We start from the raw sequence: 11,459 nt of genomic DNA on the forward strand, positions 1-11,459 counted from the left end.
CGTGCCCGACGACCGCATCCGCCGGATCCGCCCCGACGACGTCGAGGCGGCGGTCGGCCTGGTGTACGACCTGGCGGAGTACGAGCGCGCGCCGGACGAGTGCCACCTGACGCCGGCGCAGCTGCACGAGGCACTGTTCGGCGAGGCGCCCAAGCTGTTCGGGCACGTGGCCGAAGTGGACGGCGAGATCGTCGGCTTCGCCGTCTGGTTCCTGAACTTCTCGACCTGGCGCGGCGTGCACGGGATCTACCTGGAGGATCTGTACGTCCGGTCGTCCCAGCGCGGTTCCGGCCTGGGCAAGGCCCTGCTGGCGGCCCTGGCGGCGGAGTGCGTCGCGAACGGCTACGCCCGGCTCGAGTGGTCGGTACTGGACTGGAACCCGGCGACGGAGTTCTACAAGGCCCTGGGCGCGGTCCCGATGGACGAGTGGACGGTCAACCGCCTCACCGACGCCCCGCTCCAGGCCCTGGCCGCGCAAGCCTGAGTCAGTCCTCTTCGCGGCCTTCGCGCTCGGCGTGACGGCCGGCGAGACCGCCACGCTCGGCGGCTTCCGTCTCCGTCTCGCCGTCGCGCAGGCCCAGCGCCCAGGCCCGCGACGGCCGCCGGAACAGCAGGACCAGGGCCGCGATGCCCAGCAGCGCGATGGGGACGCCCCACAGCGGCTCGCCGGACGGGCCCAGCAGGTACCAGCCGAGCCCGATCACGATCAGCGCGATCACCACGCCGGGCGAGCGCGCCCACGTCTGGCCGAGCACCAGCCCGGCCGACGCGGCCAGGAACGCCAGCGCCACCACGATGAACGTGCCGGACTCGACGAAGATGTTGTTGCCCGGCTGGGCGGGCGCGCCCAGGCCGTTCACCAGCACGATCACCCCGAACACCAGCAGGGCCAGCGACGGCACCGCGGTGACCACGCCGGCCAGCCGGACCTCACGGGGAGCGGGCGAGATCTTCACTGCGGCGGCCTTCCGTGAGGACTTGGCGAGGTGCTTTGCGGGAGCACAGTTCTGCGCGGCCCAGTGGACGCGACCAGGGCGAGTCACCGTGCGTGAGCTCTTTCGATCGTATGCCACCCGGTCGGCCGTTTTCCCGGGGCCGCCTGCGCGTCGAAAATCAAGATGTCGTCGATGAGCGGGCGGTCGGCCCGGGTGCACTTGTCACGACGAGCGGACACTCGCCCGTGAAGGAGGGCCGCCCGGCACAGGGTCTCGTAGGTGCTGTTCTCCCGGGGTTGCGCCCGTCACCATGCGGCGCCGAGAGGTTCTCGGGCCGCCGGAAGTCACTTACTCTGCGGTAATGCGCGCAATCCTCGTCGTGAACCCCCAGGCCACCTCGACCACCGCGGGTGGCCGGGACGTGCTGGCGCACGCGCTCGCCAGCCAGGTCAAGCTCGACGTGGTCGAGACGGACTACCGCGGCCACGCGATGGCGGTCGCGCGCTCGGCCGCGCGGGACGGCATCGACCTGGTCGTGGCGCACGGCGGCGACGGCACGGTCAACGAGGTCGTCAACGGCCTGCTGGCCGACGCCGACGGCGATCCCGGGGAGATCGGGCGAGTGCCCGCCTTGGGCGTGGTGCCCGGCGGCTCGGCCAACGTGTTCGCGCGCGCGCTCGGCATCTCGGCGGATTCCTTCGAGTCCACCCACCAGCTGCTCAACGCGCTGGAGAACGACCGCTCGCGCCGGGTCGGGCTTGGCCTGGCCGACGGCCACTGGTTCACCTTCAACGCCGGCCTCGGCTGGGACGCCGACGTCGTCGGCCGGGTCGCCAAGCGCCGCGGCAAGCAGACGACCGCCGGCCTGTACATGCGGGCCGCCGTCCGCTCCTACTTCCGGCCGCCGCTGGGCCGGCCGGCCCTCACGATCCGCATCCCCGGAGAGGACCCGGTCGAGGCGTTGACCGCTTTCGTGTCGAACACCGATCCGTGGAGCTACCTGGGCGAGCGGGCCGTCCACCTCAACCCGGGTTGCTCGTTCGAGACGGGATTGGGTTTGTTCGCGTTGAACGGTCTGGGGTTGCCCACAGTGTTCAAGCATGTACGCCAAGCTTTGGCTACGAAGAGCAACCAGCGGGGCCGACGTCTCGTGCGTCACGATGACCTGCCGATGATCCGCATCGACGCAGCTGAACCGGTAAACTTCCAGGTGGACGGCGACCTCGTCGGCCAGCGGACTCGAGTGGAATTCTTCAGCGTCCCGAATGCACTCACAGTAATCGTGTGACGACAGGACTGCTGATCGCCTGCGGATAAGTGCAAGGTGCCGTTCGTCGACGGAGAAGCTCCGCTCAGCGCATCAGCCTTCCCTTCGGGCGGCTGCTTCAGAGAGAAACCGCAGGTCAGAGGGGTCGCTCGGCCGGGTGACCTGACTCACCGATCTTCCGGAAACCCTTGTCGAAAGCGGTGCTTCGTGAAAGCATTCACAAGCACCCAAGAACACGACCGCCATTGACGACTGTGGCGCGGCCCTCCCGCGCCATATGAAGGAGCTCACGAACATGGACTGGCGCCACGACGCGGCCTGCCGAGACGAGGACCCCGAGCTGTTCTTCCCGGTGGGAACCAGCGGTCCGGCTCTGTCGCAGGTTACGCAGGCGAAGGCCGTGTGCCACCGCTGCCCCTCCGCTTCCGACTGCTTGGCCTGGGCTTTGGCCAGCGGCCAGGACGCCGGCGTGTGGGGCGGCATGAGCGAGGACGAGCGACGCGCGCTCAAGCGCCGCCGTACGCACATCGGCACGCGTACCAACGCCTAAGTTTCTCGAGATCCACCCAGGCCGAGCAGGAATTTCACCCGGCGGGCATTTGTCGTGCCCACGCCGTCTGGGGTGATACCTACCCGGCTTGAGCTTAACAACCGAGGCGAAGCCACCTGGCGACGGGTGCGGTGAAACCTCACCGGGACTTCAAGTCCTCCCGCGAAGCGCTGAACGGCCCGGCACCACGCACCTGGTGCCGGGCCTTCATCGTGTCGCCCCTCCAATCACGCGTGATGCCCCTCCAATCACGCGTGATGCCTCCCCAATCACGCGAGTCCCGCGCCCGATCACACCTCACCGAGCCTTCACGCGTGCGCAAACAGGCATCACGCGTGATTGAGCGGGCATCAAGCGTGACTGCCGGGGCATCAGCCGGGTACGGCGGAGCCTTCAGAGACGGCGCGAGAGCGGGATGCGCAGTGCGGCTTCCGTCCCCGACACGCGGGTCGACGACGTTTCCGTCCGCACCTTCCGCAGCGACAGCGAGCCCCGCAGCTCGGACTCCACCAGCGTCCGCACGATCTGCAGGCCCAGCCCGTCCGACCGCTCCAGCGAGAACCCCGCCGGCAGGCCGCGGCCGTTGTCGCGGATCACGACGTCCAGCCAGCGGGCCGAGCGCTCCACGATCAGCTCGACCTTGCCCGACCGGCCGGCCGGGAAGGCGTGCTCGATCGCGTTCTGCACCAGCTCGGCCAGCACCATCACCAGCGGCGTCGCGATCTCCGCGACCACCACCCCGAACGAGCCCTTCCGCGACAGGCTGACCTGCGACTCCGCCGTGGCGACCTCGCCGACCATCGGCAGCACGTTGTCGAGCAGCTTGTCGAGGTCGACGCGCTCGTCCACGGAAATCGACAGCGCCTCGTGCACCAGCGCGATCGACGTCACCCGGCGCACGGACTCCGCCAGGGCGAGCCGCGCCTCCTCCGACGTCGTCCGGCGGGACTGCAGCCGCAACAGCGCGGCCACCGTCTGCAGGTTGTTCTTCACCCGGTGGTGGATCTCCCGGATCGTCGCGTCCTTCGACAGCAGCGCGCGATCGCGCCGCTTCACCTCGGTGACGTCGCGCACCAGCACCAGCGCGCCCGCCGCCTGACCGGCCGGCCGCAGCGGCAGCGCGCGGAACAGCACCACGGCGCCGCGCCGGGAATCGGCCTCCGTGCGGCTCGACGGCTTCCCGTCGAGAGCCTCGATGATCCGGTGGGACACCTCGGTCGCGTCGAACGGGTCGCGGATCAGCGACCGCGTCAGCGGCGCCAAACGCGTCCCGACCAGGTCGGACTCATGCCCCATCCGGTGGTACGCGGACAGGCCGTTCGGGCTGGCGAACACGACCGTGCCGCTCGAATCGAGACGGATCAGCCCGTCACCCACCCGCGGCGAGGTGTGGGTGTCGGTCGCGTTGGTGCCGTTCGGCGGGAACGTGCCGTCGACGATCATCTGGCACAGATCGCCGGCACTGCCCAGGTAAGCGATCTCCAACGGCGACGGCACCCGCGGCGCCGCCAGGTTCGTCTCGCGGCTCATCACGGCGATGACCTCGTCGTGGAACCGCACCGGGATCGCCTCGCGCCGCATCGGCAGGTCGCGGTACCAGTGCGGATCCTCTTCGCGGCAGATCCGCACCTCGCGCATGGCCTTCGCCAGCTGCGGGTGCTCCTGGACGGTGAACCGCGTGCCGACGACGTCTTCGGGGTGCGCGGTCGGGGCCGTCGTCGGGCGTGCGTGCGCGACACAGACGAAGTCGCCGCCGTCCGGCTGCAGTTCCTCGGTCACGGGGACCCAGAGCAGGAAGTCGGCGAAGGACAGGTCGGCCAGCAGCTGCCACTCGGCGACGACGGTCTGCAGATGGTCCGCCGCCTCCCCGGGGAGGCCGGTGTTGTCGGCGAGCAGTTCGGCGAGCGTGGACACGCACCCCATCCAACCAGAGCGCGACGTCATGACACACTTGAGAGGTTGACCCCAGCCCGGCAGGCGCCAGCGCCGCGGCCGTGGCCACCTTTGACGACGAGGAGTGAACATGTCGAAGCGCGCCCGCAAGCGTCGCAGCCGGAAGAAGAACAGCGCGAACCACGGCGGTAAGCCCAACTCCTGAATCCGGCGTCGGCACGCAAAAGGCCCCCGCACTCCTGCGCGGGGGCCTTCGTCGTGCTCGGGCGCTATTCGGAACGCTGCTCGAGGGTGATCTCGGTGCGTTCGACCGTGACACCGCCGCGCGTGGCGACGGTCTGGCGGATCGACGCGCGCAGCCGGCTCTTCAGCTCGGCCGGAGCGTGGTCGCCGCCGCACTTGCGGGCCAGCAGCTGCTTGATGTGCTCGTCGATGCCGTACTCCTCGAGGCACGGCGGGCAGTCCTCGATGTGTGAGCGCAGCGCGGCGTCCCGCTCGGGGCTGCACTCGCGGTCGAGCAGCAGGTAGATGTCGGCGAGCGCCTCTTCGCAGCGAACCTTGTCGGATGCGCCCTCGCACATGTCGTTCATCGCCCGGCCACCTCTTCCTTGGCCCCCCGGATGAAGCCGCGCTCGCGCGCGACGTCGGCGAGCAGGTCGCGCAGCTGGGCGCGGCCGCGGTGCAGGCGGGACATCACGGTGCCGATGGGCGTGTCCATGATCTCGGCGATCTCCTTGTACGCGAAGCCCTCGACGTCGGCCAAGTAGACGGCCAGCCGGAACTCCTCGGGCAGCTTCTGCAGGGCGGCCTTGACGTCGGTGTCGGGCAGGTTGTCCATCGCCTCGACCTCGGCCGACCGCAGCCCGCTGGAGGTGTGGTTCTCCGCCTTGGCGATCTGCCAGTCGGTGATCTCCTCGGTGGGCGCCTGCACGGGCTGCCGCTGTCGCTTGCGGTAGCCGTTGATGTAGGTGTTGGTCAGGATGCGGTACATCCAGGCCTTGAGGTTCGTGCCGGCCTTGAAGGACGCGAAGGCGGCGTACGCCTTGAGGTAGGTCTCCTGGACCAGGTCCTCGGCATCGGCGGGGTTACGGGTCATCCGCATCGCGGCCGAGTACAGCTGGTCGAGCAGCGGCATCGCGTCCCGCTCGAAACGTTCGGCGCGCTCGGCCTCGGTCGTTTCTTCCGGCGCTGAGTTCTGCGTGCTCGGCAAACCGTTCCCTTCCCGCTCGGCGTCGATGCGCGTGCGCGCATACGGCGGACCCGAGTTTACGCGGGGACCGGGCACGCCGCGGTTCGCCGGTGCCTGGGAACTGCGGCGGCTGCGTGAGCGTGTGGTGGCGAGCGTTGTTGTCACATCCCGTACAACCGATCGGGGTGATCCGGCATTCCCTAGACTTCCGCCATGGCTGGCAAGGGCACCCCGGCGACGGCGTTGCTGGGAAAGCAGAAAGTGGCGCACACGCTGCACGCTTACGACCACGACCCGCGCGCGGAGTCGTACGGGCTGGAGGCCGTGGAGGCACTGGGCCTGGACCGGGCGCGGGTGTTCAAGACGCTGGTCGCGGAGGTGGACGGCCGGCTCGTGGTGGGTGTGGTTCCGGTCACCGGGCAGCTGGACCTGAAGGCTCTGGCGGCCGCGGCGGGCGGCAAGAAGGCGAAGATGGCCGACCCGGCGGCCGCCCAGCGGGCGACGGGGTACGTGCTGGGCGGGATCTCGCCGCTGGGCCACCGGAGCCGGCTGCCGGTGGTGATCGACGCGTCGGCGGCGGGGTTCGAGACGGTGTTCTGCTCGGCCGGGCGGCGCGGGCTCGAGGTGGAACTGGCTCCGGGTGAGCTGATCCGGCTGACCGGCGCCGTGGTGGCGTCGATCGGGGCCTGAGCTGCCGGCCGGGTCCTTCGAGCCGTCGTGGTGCGGGTATCAGCCCGGTTCGGTGGCGGGCCTCGGCGTCTTGAATGACTCATTCAGGACCTCCGATGCCAGGAATGAGTCATTCAGGACACCAGTCACAGTCCTCGCACCGCCGGCGCGGCCTCGCCCGCCTCGGCCCAGTGAGAGGGCCACTTTGCCGGGCCCCAGTAACCAGACATCCCCCACCGCTCCCAGGGGGGCGTCCCCAAGTCCAGTCTATCCGCGGCAGGGGCGCAAAACGGGTCACCGGCAAATCTGTGGACAGCCGACCCCGATGTGGACAACTCAGGCCAGCGGCCGCAGCACCCGCGACAGCCACTCGGTCGCCGCCCGGGAGACCGTCTCCAGGTCCTTGCCCAGGTTGTGGTCGCCGTCCACCAGCACCAGCTCCTGGTGCGGTCCCGGCTTCGGCCGCCCGAACGGGTCGCGCTCCCCCTGGATCACCAGGGTCGGCACCTCGACCGCGTCGAACTCCGGCTGGCGGGTCTTCTCCGGCCGGCCCGGCGGGTGCTCCGGGAACGCCAGGCACAGGACCGCGACCGCCTGGCCCACGGAAGCCGTCCGGCAGGCCACCCGCGCGCCCGAGGACCGGCCTCCGAACACGAACGGCAGGCCGTCGAAGCGCTCCGACAGCTCGTCCGCCACCGTCAGCCACGCCGTGTCCAGCTGGTTCGCCGGGGCCGGCGCGCGGCGGCCGGCCACCTTGTACGGCTGCTCGACCAGCGCCACGTGCACGCCCGCATCCCGGGCCGCGCGCGTCACCGCCACCAGGTCCTTCGCCCCGAGGCCGCCGCCCGCGCCGTGGCCGAGCATGAGCACCGCTTCGCCCTCCTCGGCGCAGTGCAGGTACACCCGCGCCGGGCCGTAGGCGGTCTCGATCGGGATGGCCGTCATGACTTCGGCGCGTCGAACAGGGCGCCTTCGTGCGCCGGGTCGACCCGCTCCAACAGTTCGGGGCCGTTGTTGCGGACGTTGTTGACCCGGCTCGAGATCGGCCGCAGCTCCAGCGACGCCACGATGTCCTCGGGCGTCGGCACCAGCAGGTCGGTGACGTCTTCGCGGTCCGGGTCCAGCCAGCCGTCCCAATGCGACTTCGGCACGATCAGCGGCATCCGGTGGTGGACGTCGGTGAGCTGGCCGGCCGCGTCGGTCGTGATGATCGAGAAGGTGATCAGCGGGGACGCCTTGTCGTCGTCCTTCGGCCGCCAGCTCTCCCAGATCCCGCCGAACGCGAGCGAGGATCCGTCCGGCTCCGTCATGTAGAACGGCTCCTTCTCCTTGCCGGTGCGGCGCCACTCGTACCAGCCGTCGGCGGGCACCAGGCAGCGGCGCGACACCAGCGCGCGGCGGAAGGCGGGCTTCTCGGCGGCCGTTTCGGAGCGCGTGTTGATCATCCGCGAGCCGACCGACGGGTCCTTGGCCCAGAACGGCACCAGGCCCCACTTCATCATCCGCAGCGAGCGCTCGGCGGGCTCGTCCTCGAGGACCTGGCCGTCTTCGTCACGCGGGTGCCGCTGCACAACCGTGACCACGTTCTTCGTCGGCGCCACGTTGTGGTCGGCGCGCGCGTGGCCTTCGGTGAGGTCGATCGCCTCGAACTCCTCGATCAGCTTCGCCGGGTCCTTCGTGGCGGCGTAGCGCCCGCACATGACCAACCTCCTCTGTGAGAGCCGGGGCTTCGCCCCGGGCCGGGGGCTCCGCCACCCGGACCCCCCGAAGCAGTCTGCCGGATACCTCCGGGACGCCATCGTTACACGCAGGCCAGGGCCGTGGCGAGCGACGTGGGATCATTCGGGTGGGCACCGGCACACGAGAGGACCACGGGTTTGGCGCGCAACGACTGGAGCAAGCTGGACGAGTCCGACGTCCGCGTGCGTCCGGGCAAGGGCACCCGGCCCCGCAGCAAGCGCCGTCCCGAGCACGCCGACGCCGTCACCGCCATGGTCATCGGCAAGGACCGCGGCCGCTGGACCTGCGCGATCGACGCCGATCCGGCCCGCGTGATCACCGCCATGCGCGCCCGCGAAATGGGCCGGACGCCGGTGGTCGTCGGCGACCTGGTCGGCATCGTCGGGGACGTCTCCGGCAAGCCGGACACCCTCGCGCGGATCGTCCGGGTCGACGAGCGCACCAGCTCGCTGCTGCGCACGGCCGACGACACCGACCCGTACGAGCGGCTGGTCGTGGCGAACGCCGAGCGCCTGCTGATCGTCACCGCGCTGGCCGACCCGCCGCCGCGCACCGGCTTCATCGATCGTTGCCTGGTCGCCTGCTACGCGGGCGGCGTCCAGCCGGTCCTGTGCTTGACGAAGGCCGACCTGGCCAGCCCGGACGAGCTGCTGGCGGGCTACGCGGGCCTCGACATCCCGGCGATCGTGAGCCGCTTCGACGAGAAGCCCGAAGGCCTCGACGAGCTGCTGAAGGACCGCGTGACGGCGCTGGTCGGCCACTCCGGTGTCGGTAAGTCGACATTGGTCAACCGTCTGGTCCCGGACGCCGACCTGGCCGTCGGCGTGGTGAGCGGGGTCGGCAAGGGGCGCCACACGTCCGTCGCGGCGGTGGCGCTGCCCCTGCCGGACGGCGGCTGGGTGATCGACACCCCCGGCGTGCGCTCGTTCGGGCTGGCCCACGTCACCGCGGACGACATCGTGGACGCCTTCGAGGAGTTCGCCGCGGCCGCCGAGGAATGCCCGTCCGGCTGCGGGCACCTGGGCGCGCCGGAGGACCCGGACTGCGCGCTCGACGACGTCGTCACCGACGGGAAGGCCAGCCCCGAGCGGCTCGCTTCGCTGCGGCGGCTGCTGGCGTCGCGCGGCGGCCACGAAGTGACCCGCGCCACCGAGTCCTGAGGCGGCCGGGAACCGATCGCCGCTCGTCACCGTCACATCGGCAACCATTCGCCCGTTCGGGTGATGTCCCGAGCGGAAGATCCGATCCTGAGGGGAACTCGATGCGCAAGACCACCCTGGTTGCCGCCGCGGGCGCGGCGCTGGTGCTCACGCTGACCGCGTGCAGCGGCAACTCCGCCACCGGCACGGCGGAACCGGCCGCCGCGAGCGAGCAGAGCCAGCCCGCCGGCCTCGCTTCGCCCTTCACCGACGCGATCAAGCTGGCGTCGGAGGCGAAGCAGGGCACCGAGAAGTCCAAGTCGGTGAAGTTCAGCATGGAGGGCTCCGCTGCCGGCCAGACCATCACCGCCACCGGCGCGATGGCCTTCGACGGCGCGAACACGAAGTTCTCGATGAGCAGCACCGCGGCCGGCCAGACCACCGAGATGCGCATGGTCGACAAGGTCATGTACATCAAGCTGCCCGCCGAAGAGCAGAAGCAGATGGGCACGGACAAGTCGTGGGCCAAGATCTCGGCCGACGGCACCGACCCGCTTTCGCAGGCGCTGGGTGGCGCGTTGTCGCAGTCGGCGGAGCAGAGCGACCCGAGCAAGATGCTCGAGCAGATCTCCAAGACGGGCCGGATCATCTCGTCCGACCAGACCGAGCTGAACGGCCAGAAGGTCAACCACTACAAGGTGGAGCTCGACGTCGCGAAGGCCCTGGACCAGTTCACCGACCAGGTCCCGGCCGCGGCGCGCGACCAGCTCACCGAGAAGCTCAAGGGCAAGGACCTCAAGCTCCCGGCCGAGCTGTGGCTCGACAAGGACAACCTGCCGCTGCAGATGACCATGGACCAGGGCCCGATGATGCAGGCGATGGGCGCGCCGGCCGGCGACGCCAAGTTCACGATGAAGTACAGCGACTGGGGCACCCAGGTCGACGTGGCGGCCCCGCCCGCCGACCAGGTCGTCGACCTCGGCGAGCTGATGAAGAAGGCCGGTCGCTGACGCCGGACGACGCTGAGTAGCGGCGGCTCCCCCGAACGAGGTCGGGGGAGCCGCTGTGTTTTTGTTGGCACCATGCGCAAAGCCGCCGTCGTGCTGCTGTTCGCCCTGCTCGCCGGGGCCTGTTCCGACCCGCCACCACGCCCGTCGTTCGACGACGCGCGAGCATTGGCGGACGCGGCCACGGCGGCCACGACGACCGGCGGCTCGGCGAAGTTCGGCACGGACGTCGCGGTCGGCTCGGTCCGGTCGAAGGGCCAGGGCCAGGCGCGGTTCGGCGCCGGCGGGACGGCCCAGGTGATGACGACGGACTTCCTCGGCGAGCCGGTGGAGCTGCGGCTGGTGGCCGGGAAGCTGTACGCGAAGGTGCCGGAAGGCTCCCGCGACGAGGTCGGCACGCAGAAGCCGTGGGTCGTGGTGGCGGCGGACGGCACGGACCCGTTTTCCCAGGTCCTCGGCGGCAGCCTGACCCAGCTGGCCACGCAGAACGACCCCGCGCACACGCTGGGCGAAATCCGGACGGCGGGCACGATCGTCGCGGCCGAGCGCACCAACCTGGGCGGCGTGCCGGCGGAGCACTACCGCATCGACCTCGAGCTGGCGCGCCTGGGCACGGACCTGCCTGCGGGGTTGCCCGCGGACGCGGCGGGGCAGGTGGGCGGGAAGTTCCCGGTGGAGCTGTGGCTCGACGAAGCCCACCGGCCGTTGCAGATCGTGCTGGACCTGTCGCCGATCCTGCCGGGGTCGGAGGCGCGCATCACGACCCGGTACACGGAGTGGGGCAGCCCGGTCGACGTGCAGCCGCCGCCCGCGGGCGAGGTGGGGTAGTCACGTCTCGCACCCCGCCCCTCCCGGGCAGGGGCCGGCAAAGTCGCGGTGGCTCGCTCACCCGGCAACGCAGCGCAGCCAACGTCTTGAATGACTCATTCAGGACCTCCGAAGCCCTGGCTCGTAAATCGAGGTGACTGTGGGCGCGCGGTAGCGCCCCCGGCGTAGCGCAGCGGAGCCGGGGCCCGGGGTGAAGGGGTTAGGCGGCGTGGGGTTGGAGGGTGACGTGCTGGCCGGTGAGG

The 11,459-nt window shown here is 70.6% G+C and carries 14 protein-coding genes; 8 read left to right on the top strand and 6 right to left on the bottom strand.

Annotated elements, in window-relative coordinates; all coding sequences use genetic code 11:
* Position 1: 1 nt before the first annotated feature.
* A complete protein-coding gene (locus ACLJQF_RS16765) occupies positions 2 to 484 on the top strand; it encodes a GNAT family N-acetyltransferase (RefSeq protein WP_410609658.1) in 483 nt (160 codons plus the stop codon).
* A gap of 1 nt (position 485) precedes the next feature.
* On the opposite strand, the gene ACLJQF_RS16770 is transcribed toward ACLJQF_RS16765, so the two are convergent.
* Positions 486 to 956 (bottom strand): hypothetical protein, encoded by a 471-nt coding sequence (locus ACLJQF_RS16770; protein WP_410609660.1) that lies wholly within the window; start codon positions 954 to 956, stop codon positions 486 to 488.
* Between the two features lie 340 nt (positions 957 to 1,296).
* Here ACLJQF_RS16770 and ACLJQF_RS16775 point away from each other — a divergent pair, with 340 nt between their 5' ends.
* Complete coding sequence (locus tag ACLJQF_RS16775; RefSeq protein ID WP_410609662.1) at positions 1,297 to 2,223, top strand: diacylglycerol/lipid kinase family protein; 927 nt, start codon at positions 1,297 to 1,299, stop codon at positions 2,221 to 2,223.
* Between the two features lie 274 nt (positions 2,224 to 2,497).
* Positions 2,498 to 2,752 carry a WhiB family transcriptional regulator gene (locus ACLJQF_RS16780; RefSeq protein ID WP_285986072.1) on the top strand — a complete coding sequence of 85 codons (255 nt, stop codon included), beginning with the start codon at positions 2,498 to 2,500 and terminating at the stop codon, positions 2,750 to 2,752.
* Between the two features lie 393 nt (positions 2,753 to 3,145).
* Here the strand turns inward: ACLJQF_RS16780 and ACLJQF_RS16785 are convergent, their stop codons facing one another.
* Positions 3,146 to 4,666 (bottom strand): sensor histidine kinase, encoded by a 1,521-nt coding sequence (locus ACLJQF_RS16785; RefSeq protein WP_410609663.1) that lies wholly within the window; start codon positions 4,664 to 4,666, stop codon positions 3,146 to 3,148.
* A gap of 109 nt (positions 4,667 to 4,775) precedes the next feature.
* Between ACLJQF_RS16785 and ACLJQF_RS16790 the strand changes: the two genes are divergently transcribed.
* Positions 4,776 to 4,850: a 50S ribosomal protein bL37 gene (locus tag ACLJQF_RS16790; protein ID WP_371827656.1), complete on the top strand. Its 75-nt coding sequence runs from the start codon at positions 4,776 to 4,778 to the stop codon at positions 4,848 to 4,850.
* Positions 4,851 to 4,914: 64 nt separating this feature from the next.
* Here the strand turns inward: ACLJQF_RS16790 and rsrA are convergent, their stop codons facing one another.
* Together rsrA and ACLJQF_RS16800 are read right to left on the bottom strand one after the other, a co-directional pair.
* Positions 4,915 to 5,235, bottom strand: coding sequence for a mycothiol system anti-sigma-R factor (gene rsrA, locus ACLJQF_RS16795; RefSeq protein WP_103341238.1), 321 nt, complete (start codon positions 5,233 to 5,235; stop codon positions 4,915 to 4,917).
* Positions 5,232 to 5,855 carry a sigma-70 family RNA polymerase sigma factor gene (locus tag ACLJQF_RS16800; RefSeq protein WP_410609665.1) on the bottom strand — a complete coding sequence of 208 codons (624 nt, stop codon included), beginning with the start codon at positions 5,853 to 5,855 and terminating at the stop codon, positions 5,232 to 5,234. Before ACLJQF_RS16800 ends, rsrA begins: the two co-directional genes overlap by 4 nt.
* Positions 5,856 to 6,047: 192 nt before the next feature.
* Between ACLJQF_RS16800 and ybaK the strand changes: the two genes are divergently transcribed.
* Entirely contained in the window at positions 6,048 to 6,524 is a 477-nt protein-coding gene (ybaK, locus tag ACLJQF_RS16805; RefSeq protein ID WP_410609666.1) for a Cys-tRNA(Pro) deacylase, read from the top strand.
* A gap of 315 nt (positions 6,525 to 6,839) precedes the next feature.
* Here the strand turns inward: ybaK and ACLJQF_RS16810 are convergent, their stop codons facing one another.
* Both ACLJQF_RS16810 and ACLJQF_RS16815 read right to left on the bottom strand, forming a co-directional pair.
* Positions 6,840 to 7,448, bottom strand: a complete 609-nt coding sequence (locus ACLJQF_RS16810) for an alpha/beta family hydrolase (protein WP_410609668.1) — start codon at positions 7,446 to 7,448, stop codon at positions 6,840 to 6,842.
* On the bottom strand, positions 7,445 to 8,203 hold the full coding sequence (locus ACLJQF_RS16815; RefSeq protein WP_410609669.1) for an SOS response-associated peptidase: 759 nt from the start codon (positions 8,201 to 8,203) through the stop codon (positions 7,445 to 7,447). The genes ACLJQF_RS16810 and ACLJQF_RS16815 overlap by 4 nt, the downstream gene beginning before the upstream one ends.
* Before the next feature lie 177 nt (positions 8,204 to 8,380).
* On the opposite strand from ACLJQF_RS16815, the gene rsgA reads away from it, so the two are divergent.
* From rsgA to ACLJQF_RS16830, 3 genes are all read left to right on the top strand, one after another.
* The gene (gene rsgA / locus ACLJQF_RS16820) at positions 8,381 to 9,403 is read left to right on the top strand and encodes a ribosome small subunit-dependent GTPase A (protein ID WP_410609671.1); all 1,023 of its coding nucleotides are present in this window, start codon (positions 8,381 to 8,383) and stop codon (positions 9,401 to 9,403) included.
* 101 nt (positions 9,404 to 9,504) lie between these two features.
* On the top strand, positions 9,505 to 10,392 hold the full coding sequence (locus ACLJQF_RS16825) for a hypothetical protein (RefSeq protein WP_410609672.1): 888 nt from the start codon (positions 9,505 to 9,507) through the stop codon (positions 10,390 to 10,392).
* A gap of 72 nt (positions 10,393 to 10,464) precedes the next feature.
* The gene (locus ACLJQF_RS16830; RefSeq protein ID WP_410609674.1) at positions 10,465 to 11,217 is read left to right on the top strand and encodes a hypothetical protein; all 753 of its coding nucleotides are present in this window, start codon (positions 10,465 to 10,467) and stop codon (positions 11,215 to 11,217) included.
* Positions 11,218 to 11,459: the final 242 nt, after the last annotated feature.

The organism is Amycolatopsis sp. lyj-109 (genome assembly GCF_046548995.1).
Lineage (GTDB): Bacteria > Actinomycetota > Actinomycetes > Mycobacteriales > Pseudonocardiaceae > Amycolatopsis.